Annotated in this window: 19 protein-coding genes; 7 read left to right on the top strand and 12 right to left on the bottom strand. The window is 73.4% G+C overall.

Annotated elements, in window-relative coordinates; translation table 11 throughout:
- Positions 1 to 186: 186 nt before the first annotated feature.
- Positions 187 to 636, top strand: a complete 450-nt coding sequence (locus tag ACIRS4_RS25515; protein WP_404200671.1) for a MarR family winged helix-turn-helix transcriptional regulator — start codon at positions 187 to 189, stop codon at positions 634 to 636.
- 9 nt (positions 637 to 645) lie between these two features.
- Here the strand turns inward: ACIRS4_RS25515 and ACIRS4_RS25510 are convergent, their stop codons facing one another.
- Positions 646 to 1431, bottom strand: a complete 786-nt coding sequence (locus ACIRS4_RS25510; RefSeq protein WP_404200220.1) for a protein phosphatase 2C domain-containing protein — start codon at positions 1429 to 1431, stop codon at positions 646 to 648.
- A 370-nt stretch (positions 1432 to 1801) separates the two neighbouring features.
- On the opposite strand from ACIRS4_RS25510, the gene ACIRS4_RS25505 reads away from it, so the two are divergent.
- The 5 genes from ACIRS4_RS25505 to ACIRS4_RS25485 are packed head-to-tail and all read left to right on the top strand — an operon-like array spanning position 1802 to position 8515.
- On the top strand, positions 1802 to 5644 hold the full coding sequence (locus ACIRS4_RS25505) for a nitrate- and nitrite sensing domain-containing protein (RefSeq protein WP_404200217.1): 3843 nt from the start codon (positions 1802 to 1804) through the stop codon (positions 5642 to 5644).
- Positions 5641 to 6144 (top strand): roadblock/LC7 domain-containing protein, encoded by a 504-nt coding sequence (locus ACIRS4_RS25500; protein ID WP_404200214.1) that lies wholly within the window; start codon positions 5641 to 5643, stop codon positions 6142 to 6144. Before ACIRS4_RS25505 ends, ACIRS4_RS25500 begins: the two co-directional genes overlap by 4 nt.
- Entirely contained in the window at positions 6141 to 6590 is a 450-nt protein-coding gene (locus ACIRS4_RS25495) for a DUF742 domain-containing protein (protein ID WP_404200211.1), read from the top strand. The genes ACIRS4_RS25500 and ACIRS4_RS25495 overlap by 4 nt, the downstream gene beginning before the upstream one ends.
- Positions 6571 to 7218 (top strand): GTP-binding protein, encoded by a 648-nt coding sequence (locus ACIRS4_RS25490; protein ID WP_404200208.1) that lies wholly within the window; start codon positions 6571 to 6573, stop codon positions 7216 to 7218. The genes ACIRS4_RS25495 and ACIRS4_RS25490 overlap by 20 nt, the downstream gene beginning before the upstream one ends.
- A gap of 43 nt (positions 7219 to 7261) precedes the next feature.
- The gene (locus ACIRS4_RS25485) at positions 7262 to 8515 is read left to right on the top strand and encodes a styrene monooxygenase/indole monooxygenase family protein (RefSeq protein WP_404200205.1); all 1254 of its coding nucleotides are present in this window, start codon (positions 7262 to 7264) and stop codon (positions 8513 to 8515) included.
- A gap of 27 nt (positions 8516 to 8542) precedes the next feature.
- On the opposite strand, the gene ACIRS4_RS25480 is transcribed toward ACIRS4_RS25485, so the two are convergent.
- Complete coding sequence (locus ACIRS4_RS25480) at positions 8543 to 8935, bottom strand: SH3 domain-containing protein (RefSeq protein WP_404200202.1); 393 nt, start codon at positions 8933 to 8935, stop codon at positions 8543 to 8545.
- Between the two features lie 238 nt (positions 8936 to 9173).
- On the opposite strand from ACIRS4_RS25480, the gene ACIRS4_RS25475 reads away from it, so the two are divergent.
- A complete protein-coding gene (locus ACIRS4_RS25475) occupies positions 9174 to 9587 on the top strand; it encodes an SH3 domain-containing protein (protein ID WP_404200199.1) in 414 nt (137 codons plus the stop codon).
- On the opposite strand, the gene ACIRS4_RS25470 is transcribed toward ACIRS4_RS25475, so the two are convergent.
- The 10 genes from ACIRS4_RS25470 to ACIRS4_RS25425 form a co-directional block, all read right to left on the bottom strand.
- On the bottom strand, positions 9575 to 10816 hold the full coding sequence (locus ACIRS4_RS25470) for an NlpC/P60 family protein (RefSeq protein WP_404200196.1): 1242 nt from the start codon (positions 10814 to 10816) through the stop codon (positions 9575 to 9577). The two genes, ACIRS4_RS25475 and ACIRS4_RS25470, sit on opposite strands and share 13 nt — an antisense overlap.
- 103 nt (positions 10817 to 10919) lie before the next feature.
- Positions 10920 to 11246: a hypothetical protein gene (locus ACIRS4_RS25465; protein ID WP_404200193.1), complete on the bottom strand. Its 327-nt coding sequence runs from the start codon at positions 11244 to 11246 to the stop codon at positions 10920 to 10922.
- Between the two features lie 14 nt (positions 11247 to 11260).
- Entirely contained in the window at positions 11261 to 11911 is a 651-nt protein-coding gene (locus tag ACIRS4_RS25460; RefSeq protein WP_404200190.1) for a TetR/AcrR family transcriptional regulator, read from the bottom strand.
- A 117-nt stretch (positions 11912 to 12028) separates the two neighbouring features.
- Positions 12029 to 12967: a diiron oxygenase gene (locus tag ACIRS4_RS25455; RefSeq protein ID WP_404200187.1), complete on the bottom strand. Its 939-nt coding sequence runs from the start codon at positions 12965 to 12967 to the stop codon at positions 12029 to 12031.
- Positions 12968 to 13052: 85 nt separating this feature from the next.
- Positions 13053 to 14519: a penicillin-binding transpeptidase domain-containing protein gene (locus ACIRS4_RS25450; protein ID WP_404200669.1), complete on the bottom strand. Its 1467-nt coding sequence runs from the start codon at positions 14517 to 14519 to the stop codon at positions 13053 to 13055.
- 50 nt (positions 14520 to 14569) lie between these two features.
- On the bottom strand, positions 14570 to 15937 hold the full coding sequence (locus tag ACIRS4_RS25445; protein WP_404200185.1) for an FtsW/RodA/SpoVE family cell cycle protein: 1368 nt from the start codon (positions 15935 to 15937) through the stop codon (positions 14570 to 14572).
- 53 nt (positions 15938 to 15990) lie between these two features.
- Entirely contained in the window at positions 15991 to 16632 is a 642-nt protein-coding gene (locus tag ACIRS4_RS25440; RefSeq protein WP_404200182.1) for an SH3 domain-containing protein, read from the bottom strand.
- Positions 16633 to 16701: 69 nt separating this feature from the next.
- Entirely contained in the window at positions 16702 to 17979 is a 1278-nt protein-coding gene (locus ACIRS4_RS25435; RefSeq protein WP_404200180.1) for an ATP-binding protein, read from the bottom strand.
- A complete protein-coding gene (locus ACIRS4_RS25430; protein ID WP_404200177.1) occupies positions 17976 to 18794 on the bottom strand; it encodes a hypothetical protein in 819 nt (272 codons plus the stop codon). Before ACIRS4_RS25430 ends, ACIRS4_RS25435 begins: the two co-directional genes overlap by 4 nt.
- A 113-nt stretch (positions 18795 to 18907) precedes the next feature.
- Positions 18908 to 19414, bottom strand: a complete 507-nt coding sequence (locus ACIRS4_RS25425) for a dual specificity protein phosphatase family protein (protein WP_404200175.1) — start codon at positions 19412 to 19414, stop codon at positions 18908 to 18910.
- Between the last annotated feature and the right edge of the window lie 43 nt (positions 19415 to 19457).

The raw sequence follows: 19457 nt of genomic DNA, 5'->3' as shown, positions 1-19457 counted from the left end.
AGCAGACAACTACGCACGTAGAATCAGGTCCGAGACCGGATCGGGAGTGCTGACGTGCACGAGGACGGACACGCAATCGGACACACGGACGCGGACGCGGGCGCGAAGACGGGCGCCGGTGCGGACGCGGGCGTGGACACGGGCGGGAGCACCGGGCGCCCCGGAGACCCGGGAGAGCCCGGAGCCGTGACGCCGCCGCGCGGTGTGGACCAGGAGTTCCTCTCCCTGGAGCGCGAACTGACGGTGCTGCTGCGCCGCGCTCGAGCCAGCCAGGGCGAGATGGCCCGCGAGGTCCATCCCGACCTGGAGTCCGCCGCGTACGGCCTGCTGGTGCGGCTGGAGGAGTGCGGCCGACAGCGCGCGACCGAGCTCGCCGCCTACATCGGCATCGGCAAGGCCACCATGTCCCGGCAACTGCGGGCCCTGGAACACCTCGGCCTCGTCGCCCGCGAGCCCGACCCGGCCGACGGCCGTGCCTGGCTGGTCGACCTCACCGAGGAGGGCCGCACCCGGGTCGGCCGCGTCCGTGAGGCCCGCCGCGGCCGGTACGTCACTCAGCTCTCGCACTGGGAGCGCGCCGAGGTGGCCGAACTCGCCCGCCTCCTCAACCAGCTCAACCGGGGCATGGCCAAGTAGCCCGCCCGCTCACAGCTGCGCGTACACCGCCGTGGCGTCGTCGTGGCGCTTGCCGCGGCCGAGGAAGACCCGTTCCTCGTCCGCGCGTTCCAGTTCCCGCACCCGCCTCACCAGTGCCGCGGGGCCCTCCTTACGCAGACGGGCGAACAGGTCCGTCCAGTCGCCCTCGCGGAAGGCGGCCGTCCAGCGCGCCGCCCCGTCGCTCAGCGCGGCCAGGGCCGACACGTCGGCGCGCGGGACGCTCCCGGTGACCGCCCGTGAGGCCACGGCCGGATCGGCGGCGGCCGTGAAGAAGCCGCCCTCCTTGTTGCGGGCCTCGGCGTCGCAGATCTCCGCGCTCGCCAGCAGGGCCCGGGGCAGCCGGTCGAGCCGGTCGTCGAGGACCGCGGTGACCGTGCCGTCGGGGGCGGCCAGCAGCAGGACCGCGTCGGAGAGGACCAGGTACTCGACGGTCCGCGGCGACCAACGCGCCAGGGCGACCGTCGCCTGAGGGGTGCGCGGGTGAGAAAGGTCACAGGTTTCGGCGTGGACGGCGGAGGTACGCGCGACTGCGGCGGCCAGTGCCTCGGCCAGAGGAACATCCGGGTGTGAAACGGTCAGTTCGGTCAGCGCTCCGCCCAGTCGAGCGGTGAACCAGGGGACCGAATGCAGACAGCCCGTACCGCCCCGCGGCGGCGTCACTCCGTCCAGGAGGACGAGCGAACCGCCCTGCCCGGAGGCGGGAAGTCCGACGCTCGCGAAGTCCTCGTTGGGGTAGGCCTGATCGCCGGGCTCCGAGACAAGTTCCGTACGCATCCGGCCAGTCTGCACGAGTCCCGCACACCCTTCGCGAAAGGCTGGCATCCACCCTCGCTCGGACACGCCGACGCAGGTCAGACGCCTGTTTTGGGAGGGAATGAAGCACTCCGGGAAGACGTGGCGGCGCATCCTGTCAAAGCCCGACGTCCACGTCCAACCGGCCCTGCGCACAAGGCCGTCGCACACGCCAGAGGAACTTGCCCGCCAACTCTCCTCCGATGTTCACTCCTTCGGGTGGCGGGGCAGGCGATGCGCGAACCCCGCCCACCGGCACTGGGAGGGTCGGGGACCGAACCGGAAGGGCGCGCCGACTGACGGAGCGTCACCTTTGGCCCATGGGTATCACGAGTCAGGAATGCGAGCACCGGTGCAGAAGACGCGGCCTCGGCGCACAGGCAGGCAGACGGCCTCCGAGCAGGGCGCGGAGCGCACCCCTGTCGGCAAGGGCCGTCCCGCCCACGTACGCAATCGGCTGATCGTCGCGGTGGCCGTCGTGGCCGCCGCCATAGCGGGAGCCGGCGCCCCCTCCGTCATCGCGGCCTCAGGGCAGCTGAATGACTCCCAGAACCTGGTCACCCTGGCCGAGCAGACGCAGGACGCCGTCGTCCTCGCCCAGTCCCTGGCCGACGAACGCGACGAGGTCACCACCTACGTCGCGGCCGGCCGGACCAAGGGCAAGGCGCCCTCCGGAGAGAGCAGCGCCCGCGTCGACCGCCAGGTGGGGGAGCTGACCGCCGACACCGACACCCCCGCCGCGCTCCGTAAGGACCTCGGCGGCATCGCCTCCGTCCGGCAGGCCGCCCTCACCGGCCGGAGCACGGCCCTGGAGGCGCACCGGGCGTACTCGGCGGCCATCACCGAGCTGCACGCGCTCGCCGAGCAGCTTGCCCAGCAGATGCCGCCGCGCGCGGGCGCCGGCGCGTACGCCCTCGCCGAGCTCGACACCGCCGTCCAGCAGGCCACCGCCGCCCGCGGACTGCTGCTCGCTGCGCTGAACGTGCCCACGAACACCGAGGACGCCACCGACCCCGTCACCGGCCGGTCGGAGACCAGGACCGTCTCCTCCGACGCCGACACCAAACTGCGCGACGAGCTCACCGCCGCCGCCCAGCAGGCCCGGCTGCGCTCCGACGCGGCCCTGGCCTCCTTCCGGGACCGCGCGCCCGAGGAGGCCGTCGACGCCTACGACTCCACGGTCACCGGCGGAGACGTCACCGCCGCCCAGAAGTACCTGGCCGCCCTCACCGACCAGCCCACCCTGAGCGACGACGAACTCGGCGCCGACGCCAAGAAGGTCGACGCCGCGCTCACCGCACGCGTCGCCCTCATGCGCGGAGCCGAGTCCTCCGCGTACGACCGCCGCGTCAAGGACCTCGCCCAGCTGCGCGACGACGACGTCACCGCGCTGGAGCTGCGCGTCGCCCTCCTCGGCGCGCTGATACTGATCGCCGTCGGCATCGCCACCGCCATGGCCCGCAGTCTCACCCGCCCGCTGGCCGTGCTGCGCCTCGGCTCCGCCCGGCTGGCCGGCGCCGAGAACCCGGCCTCGGAGGAGGCTGTCCGCTTCACCGGCCGCAATGACGAGTTCGCTCAGGTCGTCCGCTCCGTCAACGCCCTGCACGAGCACGCCGTCGCCCTCCACGAGCGCATCGCCACCCTGGAGTCCGACCGCAAGCACCTCGTCGGGCAGCGGCAGAAGATGGCCGACGCCCGCGAGGAACTGCGCGCCGAACTCGCCGACGCCGCCGAGCGGTTGGGGCAGCTGCGGACCAGCATCAGCGGCACGTTCGTCAACCTCTCGCTGCGCACCCTCGGGCTGGTCGAACGCCAACTCGCGGTCATCGAGGGCCTGGAGGAGCGCGAGCACGACCCCGAGCGGCTGGCCACACTCTTCAAGCTCGACCACTTCGCCACGGTCATGCGCCGCCACAGCGAGAACCTGCTCGTCCTCGCCGGCGAGGAGCACGTCCAGCAGCACGCGGGGCCCATCCCGCTGGTGGACGTGGTCCGGGCGGCGGTCAGCGAGATCGAACGCTACGAACGCGTCCGCATCTCCGCGCTGCCCCCGCACGCGCACGTGGCCGGCTTCGCCGCCGACGACCTCTCCCACCTTCTCGCCGAACTCATGGAGAACGCCACCTCGTTCTCCCCGCCGGACCTGCCCGTCGAGGTCTCCGGCTGGCTCCTGGAGAACGGCGAGGTCATGCTCTCCGTCCAGGACGAGGGCATCGGCATGACCGGCGACCGGCTGGCCCGCCTCAACTCCCGCCTCACCGACTTCGACCCGGACACCCCCTACGACCAGGAGGGCGAGGACGGGCTCGGGCTCGGCCTTTACGTCGTGGCCCGCCTGGCCCACCGGCACGGGGTGCGGGTGCAGCTGCGCGAGCAGAAGCAGGGCGGTGTGGCGGCGGTCGTGGTCCTCCCCACCTCGCTGCTGGCGTCACCCCCCACCGCCTCCGTTCCCACGGCCCCGCCCACCACGGCCGCCACCCCGGGTGTCACCCTCCCCGGCGCCGACGCGGAGTCCAACGGCAACGTCCTGCGCACCCGGACCAAACCCACGGCGCTCCCGGAAACCCCGGCCGAGACGACGATGGAGCTCCTGCTGCCCCTGGCAGCCGACCCGTCGGAACCGGCGGACTCGGCCGAAACGCCGGCGGACGACTCCGTCGAAACGCCGGCCGGTGACACTGCGACGCCGTTCGGCACGGCGGACTCGCCCGGCGCCGGCACCACGCCCAGCACACCGGGCGAGGCTGACACGTCGGCCACCACGGCTGACCCGGCAGGCTCCCCGGACATGCCCTACGCGGCGAGCTCGGCCGACGCCGGTGACCCGTCGGCGACCGCGACCCCGGCGGACGTCGGCCCCGTGGGCGGCGCCGACTCCAGGACTGCCCGCCGCGCCTCGGACGACTGGCCGACCGGCGACGCCACGACGCCCGAACCGGCCTCGACCACCGCCTTCGGCAGCACGCCCGACGGAGCGGCCGACTCCAGGACGGCCCGTCCCACGGCCGACGACTGGCCGGGCGCCACCCCCGAAGCGGGCGCCGGCGGCACGCCGAACGCCGTCGGTCCCCGGCGCGCCCGTCGCGCTGCGGACGACTGGCCTGGCAGTGACGTCGCGGCAGCCGACGCCATGGCGGCCGACGACCGGACCGCCCCCGGCGCCATACCGGACACCAGCGCCCCCACGCAGAACAGCGCCACACCGACCCCCGCCCCCTCCCCGCGCGCCCGTCGCGTGGCGGACGACTGGCCGACGGCCGCGCCTGCGGCCGAGGGCGGTACGCCGGACACCGCCGCACCCGCTGCCGATGCCGGTGTGCCGACCCCCGCCTCTTCCCCGCGCGCCCGTCGCGTGGCGGACGACTGGCCGACGGCCGCGACCGCTGCCGACGGCGGTACGCCGGACACCGCCGCCCCCGCGACGGAAGGCGGCATGCCGAACCGTGCCCCCTTCGCCCCGGGCGGCACCGCGAACCCCGCCTCCTCCGGCCCCGGTTCCCGGCGCGCCCGGCGCGCGGCGGACGACTGGCCGGGCGGTGACGTCGCGGCAGCCGACGCCATGCCGGCTGAGGACCGCGCCACCCCGGGCCGCAGGCCGGGCGCCGACGCCCCCGCGTCCCACGGCCGCACGCAGCCCCGCGCCCCCTTCGCTCCCGGCGGCACGCAGAACCCCGCCCCCGCAGCCCCCGGCGCCACGCCGTCCCACGCCCCCGCAGCCCCCGGCGCCACGCCGCCCCCCGCCCCCCAGGCACACCCCGCAACCCCCGGCGGGCCCCGCTCGCCGCAGGCCCGCAGGGCCGCCGACGACTGGCCGGGTACTGTTCCGGCGGCCGCCCCCGGCAGTCGCCCCGCAGGCGGACACACGGGCGGACAAGCGGGCGGCGCCGAGACCGAGGCCGAGCACGAGCGGGCGGCCGACGCCCCGGAGGAGCTCGTCACCGACAAGGGCCTCCCCAAGCGCACACCCAAGCTCACCGCACCCACCCCCACCCCCCGCCGCCCCAGCGGCAGCGTCGACGCGGACGCCCTCCGTCGCCGTCTCGGCGGCTTCCGTCGCGGAGCGCAGGCCGGCTACCGCGACGTGGAAGCCGAGCTGGCCGAACAGACGGCGCCGGCACCGAACGCCGCACCTCAAGAAGCACACGCACACGCCGAAGAAGACACGGGGGGCACCGTCGAGGAGGCAAGCAGTTGACCGCGCCCAGTACCTTCGGACTGAGCAGTGAGGCCCGCAACCTGCACTGGCTGCTGACCAACCTCGTGGAGGAGGTCCCCGGTATCCAGTCCGTCGCCGTGGTCTCCTCCGACGGCCTGCTCCTGCTGTCCTCCGACCCTGGTCTCAACCAGGCGGCCCGCCACCCCGGCGGGGCACAGCGCAACGGCCCGCGAGGCTCGTCCGCCGACCTCGCCACCATCGTCTCCGGCATCGGCAGCCTCACCGTCGGCGCCGCCAGGCTGATGGCGTTCGGCGGGGTGAAGCACACCATGGTCGCCATGGACGAGGGCAGCCTGTTCGTGATGTCGATCAGCGACGGCTCCCTGCTCGGAGTCCACGGCTCCGCCGACTGCGACATGAGCGTCGTGGCGTACCACATGGCGCTGTTCGTGGGCCGCGCCGGCCATGTCCTGACTCCCGAACTGCGCAGCGAGCTGAGGCAGTCGCTGGAGTCCGCGCACGCGGGGAGCCCTCGATGAGCACGCCCCGGCGCAACGCGCCGAGCCCCCGCGGTGCGACCGGCCCGCTCCCTGTCCGCGGCGGCGACCGCAAGCCCGCGAGGGTGCGCCCCTACTCGCTGACCGGCGGCCGTACCCGCTTCGGTCACGTCCTCCTCGTCGAGACGTTCGTGGGGACCACGGCCGAGCTCGAGGCGCCCGAGGAGCGCAAGGAACTGACGAACGGTTCGCTCAGCACCCGGGTCATGCCGGAGCTGCGGGCCATCGTCGAGCTGTGCCGCCGCATGCGTACGGTGGCCGAGATCGCCGCGCTGCTGAAGATGCCGCTCGGCGTGGTCCGCGTGCTGCTCAGCGACCTCGCGGACCAGGGAAAGATCCGTGTGTACGGCACCGGTACCGCCCACGGTACGGGCCGTCCCGACCGCGCACTGCTGGAAAGGGTGCTCAGTGGACTCCGTCGTCTCTGACGCCGACGCCCCGTTCGGTGTCTCCCCCCTCGTCGACGAGCCCGACGAGGACCTGAAATCCTGGCAGACGGACCGGACCCGGGCCCCCATCGCCACCAAGATCGTGGTGGCCGGCGGCTTCGGCGTCGGCAAGACCACCCTCGTCGGCACCGTCTCGGAGATCACCCCGCTCCAGACCGAGGCGCTGATGACGGAGGCCAGCGAGGAGACCGACGACCTCTCCGGCACCCCGGGGAAGCTCACCACCACGGTGGCGATGGACTACGGCCGCATCACGCTCGACGACGACCTCGTCCTGTATCTCTTCGGCACCCCGGGCCAGCAGCGTTTCTGGTTCATGTGGGACGACCTGGTGCGCGGCGCGATCGGCGCCGTCGTCCTCGCCGACACCCGCCGCCTCAGGGACGCCTTCCCCGCGCTGGACTACTTCGAGAGCTGCGGACTGCCGTACGTCGTCGCCGTGAACCACTTCGACGACAGCGAGCTGTTCGACCCGGAGGACGTGCGTGAGGCGCTGACCGTCCCCCAGCACATACCCGTCATGATCATGGACGCGCGCCGCCGGATCTCGGTGATCGAGACCCTTCTGTCCCTCGTCGGCCACGCGCTCGACGAAACCCCCGAGTAGGCCACCCCCACACCACACAGGCCACCTAGGAGACACCCCCCGCATGCGGAAGATACTCGTCGTCGGAGCCGGTCAGTCCGGTCTCCAGCTCGCCCTCGGCCTCCAGTCGCACGGGTACGAGGTCACCCTGATGTCCAACCGGACCGCCGACGAGATCCGCTCCGGGCGGGTGATGTCGACGCAGTGCATGTTCCACACCGCACTCCAGCACGAGCGCGACCTCCAGCTGAACTTCTGGGAGTCCCAGGCGCCGAAGATCGAGGGGCTCGGCGTCTCGGTGGCGGCCCCCGGCTCGCACGACCCCGGCCCCACGCAGCGGGCGATCGACTGGGTGGGCAAGCTCGACGGGTACGCGCAGTCCGTCGACCAGCGGGTGAAGATGGCCGGCTGGATGGACGTCTTCGCCCAGCGCGGCGGCCAGCTGGTGATCCACGGCGCGGCCGTCTCCGACCTCGACTACTTCTCCCGCGCCTACGACCTCGTCCTGGTCTCCGCCGGCAAGGGCGAGCTCGTCCAGATGTTCGGCCGCGACGCCGAGCGCTCCCCGTACAGCGAGCCGCAGCGCGCCCTCGCGGTGTCGTACGTCCACGGCCTCGGCCCCCGCCCCGAGCACCCGGACTACGACGCGGTCCGCTGCAACCTGGTGCCCGGGGTCGGCGAGCTGTTCGTCATGCCGACGCTGACCACCTCGGGCCGCGCCGACATCCTCTTCTGGGAGGGCGTGCCCGGCGGCCCGCTCGACGTCTTCAAGGGCGTCAAGGACCCGGCGGAGCACCTCTCCCTGACGCTGGAGCTGATGGAGAAGTTCACGCCCTGGGAGTACGCGCGAGCCACCCGCGTCGAGCTGACCGACGCCGGCGGCACCCTGGCCGGCCGCTACGCGCCCACCGTGCGCAACCCCGTCGGCCGGCTCCCCGGCGGCGGCCTGGTGCTCGGCGTCGCCGACGTGGTCGTCGCCAACGACCCGATCACCGGACAGGGCTCCAACTCGGCCTCCAAGTGCGCGGCGGCCTACCTCGCGTCCATCCTCGAACAGGGTGACAAGCCCTTCGACGAGGAGTGGATGCGGGCGACGTTCGACCGCTACTGGAACACCGCCCAGCACGTCACGAAGTGGACCAACGCGATGCTGGCCCCGCCGCCCGAGCACATCCTGAACCTCATCGGCGCGGCCGGCCAGCTGCAGCCGGTGGCCGACCGCTTCGCCAACGGCTTCAACGATCCCGCGGACTTCGAGAACTTCTTCTACGACCCGGAGAAGACGGCGGCGTATCTGGCCTCGGTCGCCGGAGCCTGAGCGGCCGCCGGGCCGTGACCGCCGCCCTCAGCAGACCTCGATGCCGGGGGCGGGGTCGGCGCCGACGTTGACGTTGCCGCCCCAGGCCCACGCCCCGTAGTAGGAATGCCCGGGGAAGTGGACGTCCACCTCGTACCAGACGTCCGTGGTGTAACCGCCGACCGTGACGCGCTCACCGCGCACGTGGCACAGAACCTTTCCGAAGCTTTCCGGCCCGCTGGTGTAGAGGATCTCGTACGACGTACCCGGCCCGGTCCTGATGTTGCTGTTCGGCTGCAGGAGCGGGGAGGACCGGACGGCGCTGGGAGCCGACGGGGCGGCGCCGGGGGCTGCCTGTGAGACGCCGGCTCCGCAGAACAGGGTGAGGACGGTACCGACCGCGAGACCGGCGGCGGTGAGACGGGTGCTGCGCTTGAACATGGTGGACTCCTTGTCGGGCCGGAGCCGGGCTCGTCGCTCGCGGCCCGGTCACATCCGTTTCCGCCTTCCGGACGGAACCCGGCGCCTCGGGGTATGACCGCCCCGGCCGCACACGTCTCCTCGCCCCGTCCTCATACGGCGCGGCGTGCGCGCCCGTCCACACGGTGGTGCGGGCCACGCACCTGACCGACCACGAACCCGGGACGGGCACGCGTCCGAACGGTCCGGAGGGGATGACATGTCGAACAAGTCAGCGAGGCGCGGCGCCCGACTGGGCGGCGCGGCGGCGGTGTTGTGCGCGCTCGCCATGACGGTGGGCGCCGCGCCCGCCCAGGCGGCTGCCGAACAGCGGTCCGCGGGACCGGTGTTCACCACGTGGGCGACGGATGTGAACGTCCGTAAGGACTCGGCCCCGGGGTTCCGCTGTCCCGAGTTCCCCTCGCCCGGCAACTGCCCGTCGGTGGTCGGCAGGGCACAGCCGGGCGACCAGCTCGAAGTGACGTGCCAGACGCGGGGTGAGACGGTCGGCGGCAACCCGTACTGGGTCTTCGTGGAGAACCGGACCCGTGGCTTCGACGGTTGGATGGCGAGTTACTACATCTCGCACCCGGACAACTGGCTGCCCGGCGTCCCGCAGTGCTACGGGCCGTGATGCGCCGGTACGACGGGGGCCGGCTCCGCCGCTCGGGCGGTGCCGCCCGTGGACCCGTCGCCCGCGGCCGCCCCCTGCTCCGATCCGGAGAGGAGCCGGGGCTGCCTCTTCGGGGTCGGCGACCCCGGTTTCCTTGAGAGGTCGAGCGGCTTGTAGTTCCGCAGCGGCTGCGACGTCGGGTCGGGGCGGACCGCGCCCAGGATCGGGTTGGCCGCGATGGGGGAGAGTTTGACGGGCTCGCCCGGTCTCGGGGCCTGCACCACCATCCCCTTGCCGGCGTAGAGCGCCACGTGCGTTGCGTCGGGGAAGTAGACGATCAGGTCACCCGGGCGGAGCCGGTCCAGTGGGACGCGGTTCAGGCGGGCCCACTGCTGCTGGCTGGTCCGGGGGATCGGGGTGCCCGCGTGCTGCCAGGCCTGGGAGGTCAGTCCCGAGCAGTCGTAGGAGACGGGCCCCTCCGCGCCCCACTCGTAGGGCTTGCCGAGCTGGCCCACGGCGTAGCGCAGGGCGCGGTCGCCCTCCGGTGACGGTGCTCGCTCCTCGCTCAGCGCGCCCGACGCCACCAGGGTGGCCTGGGCCTCGGCGGTCTCGGTGCGTTCGCGGTCGGCGAGGGCGGTGAGCTGGACGGCGCTGAGCGAGGCGAGGAGCCGCTCGACGTCGCCCAGCCTGCGGCGTACGTCGTCGCGCTCCTTCTTCTTCCGCTCGGTCAGGGTGAGCTGCGCGTCGAGGGCGGCACGCGCCCGGCGGGCGAGGGCGTCGGCCTTGCGTTCGCTGCCCTCCAGCCGGCCCACCGTCTCGGCCCGCTCCCGTGCCAGCTGTCCGATCACATGCCCCTGGTCGAGGGCGCGCTGTGGGTCCCGGGCGAGCAGCAACCGTACGTAGGGGGAGATGCCGGTGACGTTCTGGTACTGCTGCCGGGCCAGGCGTCCGGCGGCGCCCCGGCTCTCCTGGAGGGACAACCTCGTCGTCGCCAGTTCGGCGTCGATGCGCTCGGTCTCGGCCCGGCGTTCCCTCAGCTTCTCCTCGGTGGTGTTGTAGGCCTCGGTGGCCTTCTCCGCCTCCCGGTACAGCCGCTGAAGATCCGTCAGCAGCTCTGCCACCGAGCGTCCGCCGGGCTCCGGCGGCTCGGGGGCGGCCCGGGCGGCCGCCGGGGCCAGCAGTACGGCCTGCGCGGCCAGCATCGTCGTCGTGCAGGCCGTGCACACCCGACGCAGCAGCCTTCCTGGCACATCATCACCTCCCGCAGGGGGTGGCCCTTCCACCCCGCAGGGCGAGCATCAGGTGCGGGTGTGCGATATGTGCGGTAAGGCTGCGCGGTTCGGCGCAACGAAGTCACCCGTGCGCGTCATCCGGCTTGCCTTCCGGCCCGCCTTCCGCCTTGTCTCCCGGCGCGGCCTCGGGCTTCGACCAGGGCCACCGAAGCCGGCTGTCCTTGCGCCCCTCCGGGTCGTACACGTACTTCCAGCCCCGGGGCAGGCCCAGCTTCGCGCTGTGCCCCCGGGGCTCCCGGCGGTAGACAAGGACCGTGGGCGGGCCGCCGTCCGCGTCGGGGACGGGGATGCGGTACGTCTTCGGCGGGTGCCCGGTGGGGCCCAGCAGGACGGGGAGGACACGGCCTTCCATCGGGCCGCCCTCGAAGGGGGTGTCTTCGCTCTTCACACCCCCAGTGTCGATCAGGGCCGCTCCGCGAGCGCACTCCGGACCACCTCGGCGGTCTGCGGATCGCGCGCGGCGGTCACCGTCATGACGGCGACGAACTGCTCCACCAGCCAGTCCCGCAGCTCGCCGGCCGGCGGCTGCTTGCCCTCGTCGAGCCAGATCAGGGAGGCCGCCTCCACGGCGGTGATCCACATCCGGACCGTCATCCGCAGCCTGGAGCCGGGCTCGGCCACGCCGAGGTGGCTGTGGATGTGCTCGGCGGCGGCGCGGCGCACACCGTCCACGATGGCGGTCGTCCGGGACGTCTCCACGACGCTGCCGCCCTGGAGGAGCGCGCTGAACCCGGCGTCGTGCTGGTCGACGAAGGCGAGGTAGCGGTCCAGGGCGCGGGCGAGCCGGGGGAGCAGGGGGCCGTCGTGCGGCTCGTCGAAGCAGTGCCGGAGCTCCTCGGCGGCGGAGCCGAGCGCGGCCTCGTACAGCTGCTGCTTGCCGCCGGGGAAGTACCGGTACACCAGCGGCCTGGACACCCCGGCGGCCTCCGCCACGTCGTCCAGCGAGACGTCCTCCGGGAGACGGTGGGCGAACAGCCCGAGCGCCGCGTCGAGCAGCTGCCGGCGCCGCTCCTCGACGCTGAGGCGACGGTAGGCGGGGGCTGCGGGGGTCATGCGTGCAGCGTAATCGCTTGCCCCGCCCGATCAGCGCCGACCGCGGACGGTCATCGCGAGGACTCCGGCGCCGGCGGCCCCGACCGCGTCGGCGGTCCGACTGCGCGAGCGGTCCGACTACGCCAGCAGTCCCGACGACTTCCACAGCCGCCGCCCGACTCCCCGCAGCACACCGATGTCGTCGAGGAAGTCCGTCAGCCGCTTCGCCCCGGTCTGCATGACTTCCCGCCGGTGCCCGCTGGCCCTCACCTGCGCCACGGCCTCCCGCTTGTCCAACCCGACGTTCGCGTACACCTCGGGGTTGACGAACGCGACCGAGAAGACCCGTGCGAACTCGCCCGAGGTGACCCGGGTGAACTCCTGCGACCACCGCGGCGCGGTCACCATCTGCCGCCGCAGCTCCTCCCGTGCGTAGCGCACATGCCGCGCCTCCTCCACCACATGGATCCGGGTGACGCCCCGCACCAGGGTCTGCACCCGCTCGTCGGGGAAGGTCAGCCGCTGCATCCAGTCCAGGACCTCCTCGCCGAGCAGTGTCGCGGTGAAGGAGCCCGGGGTGGTGGAGATCGTCTTGAACAGCCGGCCGAGGTGCTGGTGCGCCCTGCCCACCGGGTACCAGGGCGTGCCGCCGTGCGCGATCAGCCGGGCGAACATCTTCGAGTGCCGGCACTCGTCCTCGATCTCGGTCAGCGCGTACCGCACATGCGCGCTGGTCGCCGACTTGTCGTAGATGTGCCGCACCAGCAGCTGCATCAGGATGATCTCGAACCAGATGCCCAGCGAGGCCAGCGCCGCGGCCTCGTGCTGCGACAGCAGGATCCGCTGCTCCTCGCCCATCCGCTTCCACAGCGGCGTGCCGTACAGCGACACCAGCTCCGGTGGCCAGAACCACTTGCCCTCTTCGAAGGGGGCGTCCCAGTCCAGCTCCTTGTCCGGGTCGAAGGAGTGCTTGGCGGAGGAGGCGAGCAGCCGCTCGGCCACCTGCTCGCGGTCCTTGAGCAGCCCGAGCGCGTCGCGCAGGCCGTCGAGCGCCTCGTCGTCGGTGAGGGTCGTCATGGCTCTTATGAGACTGCCTGTCAGCAAGCGCGTCAATCCCTTGTGCGGTGCTCACTGAACCGTGATCGCCGACCGGGGGCCGCGATCACTGACCGGGCGCCGACGCGAGCGCCGCCTCCATCACCGCCCGCGCGATCGGCGCGGCCACCCCGCCGCCCGTGATGTCCCGCCGGTTCGCCGCCGCGTCCTCCACCACCACCGCCACCGCCACCTTCGGCTGGAGGTCGCGGTCGCCCTGCGCCCAGGAGACGAACCAGGCGTACGGCAGGCCCGCGTTGCCGACGCCGTGCTGCGCGGTGCCCGTCTTGCCGCCCACCGTCGCGCCCCGGATCGCCGCGTTCTTGCCGGTGCCCTCGCGCACCACGTCGGTCATCAACTCCCGCAGCCGGTAAGCGGTCGAGGGCCGCATCGCCTGCCGTGCCGCACGCACGCCGCCCGCCGCGAGGGTCGCCCCGCTCCACCGCGTCGTCCGCTCCACCAGGTACGGCGTGCGCACCAGCCCCCCGTTGGCGACGGCCGCCGCCACCATCGCCATCTGCAGCGGAGTGGCCCGCGTGTTGTACTGCCCGATCGAGGACAGCGCGAGCTGTGCACGGTCGACGGAGGTGTCGAAGGTGCTGCGCGCCACGGAGAACGGCACCCGCACATCGGTCGCGTTGAAACCGAACGCCTCCGCCGTCCCCGCCATGTCCCGGAGCCCCACGTCGACTCCGAGCTTGGCGAACACCGTGTTGCACGACCACACGAACGCATCCCGCAGTGTGGCGTCCCTGCACCCTTCGGCGTTCGCCAGATGTGTCGTCGTCCCGGGCAGGGTGTAGGGCGCGGGGGAGCGGGTCGGCGCGTCCAGGTCGCGGACCACGCCCGCGTCCAGCGCCGCCGCCGCGGTGACCACCTTGAAGGTCGACCCCGGCGGGTACGTCTGCCGCACCGCCCGGTTCAGCATCGGCTTGTCCGGGTCGGCGTTCAACCGCGCCCAGGCCCGCTCCGCCCCCGGGTCGTTCCCCGACAGCAGCGCCGGATCGTACGACGGGGCCGACACCAGCGCCAGGATCCGCCCCGTGGAGGGTTCCACCGCCGCCACCGCCCCCTTGCGCCCGGCCAGGCCTTGGTACGCCGCCCGCTGGGCGCGCCCGTTGAGCGTCGTCACCACGTTCCCGGCGGCCGGCCGGGACCGGGTGAAGTCGTGCCACAGCGGGAACGCCCCCAGCAGCGGATCGACCCCCGAGAGGAGGCCGTCCTCGGCGTGCTCCAGGAACGTCGTGCCGTACTCCTGCGAGGAGAAGCCGGTCACCGGAGCGAACAACGGCCCGTCCGCATAGGTGCGTTCGTAGCGCAGCTGCTCCCCGGTGTCCCGCGAGCCGGTGACCGGGGCGCCGTCGACCAGGATGTCACCGCGCGGCTGCCCGTAACGGGCGATGGAGGCGCGCCGGTTGCCGGGACTGTCGTCGTAGCGGGCGGCCTGGACGATCTGCACGCGCGCGGCGTTGACCAGCAGGGCGGCCAGCAGCAGCGCGCAGAAGACGGCCGCGTGCCGGATGTGCCGGCCCATCACCGGCCCCTCGTGCCGACGGCTCACCGGAACCCGGAGCCCGCTCGCGTTCACGGCGCCGCCTTCCCGTCGTACTGCCGCCGCGCGGAGTCGCTCACCCGGATCAGCAGTGCCACGATCACCCAGTTGGTGACGACCGAGGAGCCGCCCTGTGCCAGGAACGGCATCGCCATGCCGGTCAGCGGGATCAGCCCGGTCACCCCGCCCGCGATCACGAACACCTGGAGCGCGACGATCGAGGCGAGGCCGATCGCGAGCAGCCGGCCGAAGGGGTCGCGCAGGGCCAGGCCGGCCCGGTAGCCGCGCTCCACCAGCAGGCCGTACAGCAGGAACAGCGCGGACAGTCCCGCCAGGCCCAGTTCCTCGCCGGCCGTCGCCAGGACGAAGTCCGACTTCACGGCGAACCCGATCAGGGTGGAGTGGCCGAGGCCCAGACCGGTGCCCAGCATCCCGCCGGCCGCGAACGAGAAGAGGGACTGCGCGAGTTGGTTGGGCCCCTGGCCCGCCTCGATCGACGCGAAGGGGTGCAGCCAGTCCTCGACCCGGCTGTGCACGTGCGGCTCCAGCCAGCCGACGGCGACCGCGCCGAGCGCCGCCAGCAGCAGCCCGACCGCGATCCACCCGGTGCGGCCTGTGGCGACGTACAGCATGACGACGAACAGACCGAAGAAGAGCAGCGAGGTGCCCAGATCGCGTTCCAGGACGAGTACGCCCACGCTCAGCAGCCAGATCGCGACGACCGGGCCGAGGACCCGCCCCGCGGGCAGCTGCACGAACCAGATCCTGCGGCCCGCGTACGCGAGCGCCGTGCGGTTGGCGGCCAGGTACGCGGCGAAGAAGACGGCGAGCAGCACCTTCGCGAACTCGCCCGGCTGGATGGAGAAGCCCGCGATCCGGATCCAGATGCGGGCGCCGTTGACCGCCGGGAAGAGGATCGGCAGGGTCAGCAGGGCCAGCGCGCCGACCACGCTCAGGTACGCGTACCGCTGGAGCACCCGGTGGTCGCGCAGCGCGGCCACCACGAAGGCGAACAGCGCCACGCCGAGGGTGGACCACACCAGCTGCGTCGGGGCCGCCCGGTCGTCGGGCGTCTCCAGGTCCAGCCGGTAGATCAGTACCAGGCCGATCCCGTTCAGCAGTACGCCGATGGGCAGCAGGAGGGGGTCGGCGTAGGGGGCGCGCATCCGGACGGCGCCGTGCGCCAGCAGCGCCAGCACGCCGAGCCCGGCGCCGTAGCCGGCGGCGCCGGGCGGGACCGCCCCTGATCTGGCGAGCCCCACGGCGCAGTAGCCGTACACCGACAGCAGGACGGCCACGAGGATGAGCGTGAGTTCGACCCCGCGGCGCCGGGCGAGGCGTGCGGTGGGGGCCGGGGCGTCCGCCGCCGGCGCGATGGCTTCGGCTCCGGCTCGCGTCATGTCCGGAACTTACCCAAATGGGGCTCCTTGTGAGCCTTGAACTGATCTTCGGTTCAGCACCAGCGCGGCGACGCGCCGCGGGTGTCGATCCAGCGTGCGGCGCCCCAGGCCCAGGTGCCGTCGGTGAGCAGGTACCAGTAGGGGTTGCCCTGGACGGGCTGGCCGGTGGTCTTGCAGAAGATGGAGACGACCTGGCCGCGGCGGGCGACCCGGATCACCTGGCTGCCCCGGTTCGGGGCGCTGCGCAGGAGGAGCTGGCTGGTGGTGACGACGCCTCGGGTGAGGCGGTGGCCGCCGGCCTGGTCGCCCTGGTTGTTGCCGTGCCCGTTGTCGCCGCCCTGACCGCCCTGACCGCCCTGACCGTTGCCCTCGCCTCGGCCGCCCTGACCGTTGCCGTCGCCTCGGCCGCCTTGGTTGTTGCCGTTGCCGGTGCCGTCGCCCCGGCCGTCGTCGCCCTCCCCGCCTTGTCCGCCGCCGCCGTTCCCGCTGTCGCCCCGACCCCCGCCACCGTTCCCGGGGTTCCCGTCGGCGCCGCCGCCGTCGAAGGCCGCCCCGTCCGACGCGAAGCCCGATGCGGTGTCGGAGGCGGAGCCGAATCCGTCGTCCGCGCCGGCGGGGGTGACGACGGCGGCGGTTGCGAGGGCGCCTGCGGCGGTGACTATGGCCAGACGGGTGAAGGCGGTGCGCAGGGACATCGGGTACCTCCGTGAAGGCGGCGAAACTGACTTATCGCCACATTAGGAGCGACGCACGGGGCTCGCCCGTCACACTGCGCCATCGGGGAGGCCGTCCGCGCTCGGCGGGCTCTGAGGCAGCGTCAGCGTGGCCACCGCCCCGCCGTCCGGCGCGTTCGCGAACGTCAGCCGCGAGCCCAGCACCTCCGCCTGGCCCACCGCGATGGTCAGTCCCAGCCCGTGGCCCTTCGCGCCGCCCTCCGTGCGGAACCGCTGGGGCCCGTGCGCCACGAGGTACTCCGGATAGCCCTCCCCGTGGTCCCTGACGGTCACCACCGGGCCGTCCACCGACAGCTCCACCGGTGCCCGGCCGTGCCGGTGCGCGTTGGCGACGAGGTTGCCCAGCACCCGCTCCAGCCGCCGCCGGTCGGTCTCCACGCGCGCGTCCCGGACCACCCTGACCTCGGTGCGCGCCCCCGACGCCCGCACCACCCGCCAGGCCAGCGCGCCCAGTTCCTCCGTGTCCAGCTCCAGCCGCTCCCGCCCGATGTCCAGCCGGGAGATCTCCAGCAGATCCTCGGTGAGCGTGCGCAGCGCGGCCACACGGTCGCGCACCAGCTCCGTCGGCCGGCCCGGCGGCAGCAGCTCGGCCGCCGCGTGCAGACCGGTGAGCGGGGTGCGCAGCTCGTGCGCGACGTCGGCGGTGAACCGCTGCTCGCTCTGCAGCTTGCCCTGGAGCGAGGACGCCATCGAGTCCAGCGCGACGGCCACGGCGGCCACCTCGTCCTGAGGGCGCGTCGGGTCCTTCGTCCGCGCGTCGTCCACGCGCGCGTCCAGATCGCCGGCGCTGATCCGCTTGGCCACCCGGGCGGTGGTGTGCAGCCGCCGGGTCACCCGGCTCACCGCGAACGCGCCGACCAGCAGCGTCGCCCCGATCGCCGGCACCGACGACCACAGGATCGCGTTGTCCAGCCCTTCGATCGTGCGTGCCTGCTGGTTGTAGTCGACGGCCACGGCCAGCGTCCGCCCGCCGTCGGCCGGGCCCGCGGCCCACATCACGGGACGGCCCCGGTGGACGGCGACCATCGTGCCGCGCTCCCCACGCGCCGTGAGCTCCCGCAGCGCCGTGGGCAGGCCCGCCGGATCCACCCCGGCCCCCGGTCGCAACGGGTCCCCGGCCTCGTACGCCGCTGTGGCGTCCGTCAGCCGGGAGAGCGCGAGGGCGCGGGCCTGCCCCACGGTCTGGTCGGTGACCTGCACGTGCACCAGGACGCCGAGCAGCGCGGCCAGGGCGCAGCACATCACCGTGATGAAGACGGCCGCCTTCACCGCCAGCGTGCCGGCCCACTGGGGGAGCAGGGGTCTCATCGCCCGCCCGCCGAGGAGGACGCGGACGCCGGCGGGGTGACGCCGGGCGCGGGCTGTGCGGAGGGCACGGACGCCGACGGCGAAGCGGGCGAGGCCGGCGACTTGTGCGCGCGGGTGCCGGGGGTGCGCTTCGCGCCGTCGGAGCGCAGCATCTCGTCGTGGGTGAGGAGCATCGCCTTCTGATCCGGGTCCCAGGTCCACTGGAGCCGGTACTCGTAGTCGGCGAGGTCGGAGGGCGAGCGGATGATCACCGACCGCCCGGCCAGCTCGACCGCGCTGACGGCGTCCTCCCACGCCATCACCCGCACCAGCCGGTCCCGCTCGACGGTGTACACGCGTACGGCGGTCAGGTCGCCCGGCAGCAGCCGGAAGCCGAGGGTCAGCTCGGGGCGGCCGTCGCCGGTGAGGTCGCGGTAGTAGGGCGCGAGGACGGGGCAGCCACTCGCGGCGTTCCCCGCGCCCCCCGTGTGGTCGGCGCAGTCGGCCATCCGGGCGGTGGTGTCGCGGTAGGACGCCGAGTCGCCCTTGTACTCGTCGGGGTGGGCGGCGATCTCGGCGCGGACGACGGCGACCGGGTCCACCTCGCGGATGTCGCCGTGGGGCACGGCCACGCCCTTGATCGTCTCGGTGTCCGCCTCGTCTATGGCCCAGGCGGGGCTGGACGCCGGCTTGAGCGTCGGCCAGAGCCGGGCCGGACTGATCGCCGTCGGCGTCGCGCCCGCGCCGCGCAGCCCGCCGGCGTCACCGCAGGCCGCGGTGACCGACGCCAGCAGGGCGACGGACGCGACGGCGAGAGCGGGACGTCTGAGGGACACGGGGCTCCTGTGATCAAGCGGTGATGCCCCGTCCACCCTATTCGTACGAACGTGTGGGCGGCCTTCGGGAGGCGCAGCCGGTGGAGCCGGGGGAACCACTGCCGCAGAAACGATTACTCGGCGAGCTCCTCCAGCAGCCGCGCGGTCGACAGCCCCGCCTTGAGGTACTCGACGAACAACTCGTTGTGCAGGGCCCACGGCGAGCGCCGCGACCGTATCAGCCGGATCGCCGCCTCGGCCGAGTCCCCCCGCGTCATCAAGGCGTGCGCGACCACCAGCCCCGACCGGTTGTATCCGTGCCAGCAGCGGACGAGGACCGTACGCCCGTCGTCCAGCGCCTCGCACGCCGCCTGCGCCAGCCGCATCACCCCGGCGAGCTGCGTGCCGTCCAGCGGCCCGTCGGGGATCGGCCACACCTGATGAGCGACGCCCGGGTCCGGGCCGTGTCCGGGCAGCCGCAGCAGCGTCTGGACGAGATCGAACTCGTCCCGCGCCACCGCGAACTGCCGTTGCCCGGCACGCCCGCGGAACTCGTGCCCGCCCATCCACAGGCCGGGCACGATCTCGTTCCACGGCGCGTCCGGCGAAGGCACTCCGGACTGGTTCCTGCGGGTCCGCAACGACGCCTCCCCAACCTCGCTCCGTCCCGTCACGGGTGACTGC

Origin of the sequence: Streptomyces sp. NPDC101166, assembly GCF_044768125.1 — a bacterium.
Taxonomy (GTDB): domain Bacteria; phylum Actinomycetota; class Actinomycetes; order Streptomycetales; family Streptomycetaceae; genus Streptomyces.
Note: the sequence above shows the minus strand (reverse complement) of the source record. Positions and strands in the feature narration are given on the sequence as shown.

Bases quoted from the DNA above. Each gene is read 5' to 3' on its own strand.
- ACIRS4_RS25460 (WP_404200190.1), bottom strand. From the start codon at position 11,911: ATGACCCCCGCAGCCCCCGCCTACCGTCGCCTCAGCGTCGAGGAGCGG.
- ACIRS4_RS25475 (WP_404200199.1), top strand. From the start codon at position 9,174: ATGTCGAACAAGTCAGCGAGGCGCGGCGCCCGACTGGGCGGCGCGGCG.
- ACIRS4_RS25445 (WP_404200185.1), bottom strand. From the start codon at position 15,937: ATGACGCGAGCCGGAGCCGAAGCCATCGCGCCGGCGGCGGACGCCCCG.
- ACIRS4_RS25435 (WP_404200180.1), bottom strand. From the start codon at position 17,979: ATGAGACCCCTGCTCCCCCAGTGGGCCGGCACGCTGGCGGTGAAGGCG.
- ACIRS4_RS25455 (WP_404200187.1), bottom strand. From the start codon at position 12,967: ATGACGACCCTCACCGACGACGAGGCGCTCGACGGCCTGCGCGACGCG.
- ACIRS4_RS25450 (WP_404200669.1), bottom strand. From the start codon at position 14,519: ATGGGCCGGCACATCCGGCACGCGGCCGTCTTCTGCGCGCTGCTGCTG.
- ACIRS4_RS25485 (WP_404200205.1), top strand. From the start codon at position 7,262: ATGCGGAAGATACTCGTCGTCGGAGCCGGTCAGTCCGGTCTCCAGCTC.
- ACIRS4_RS25510 (WP_404200220.1), bottom strand. From the start codon at position 1,431: ATGCGTACGGAACTTGTCTCGGAGCCCGGCGATCAGGCCTACCCCAAC.
- ACIRS4_RS25480 (WP_404200202.1), bottom strand. From the start codon at position 8,935: ATGTTCAAGCGCAGCACCCGTCTCACCGCCGCCGGTCTCGCGGTCGGT.
- ACIRS4_RS25495 (WP_404200211.1), top strand. From the start codon at position 6,141: ATGAGCACGCCCCGGCGCAACGCGCCGAGCCCCCGCGGTGCGACCGGC.
- ACIRS4_RS25440 (WP_404200182.1), bottom strand. From the start codon at position 16,632: ATGTCCCTGCGCACCGCCTTCACCCGTCTGGCCATAGTCACCGCCGCA.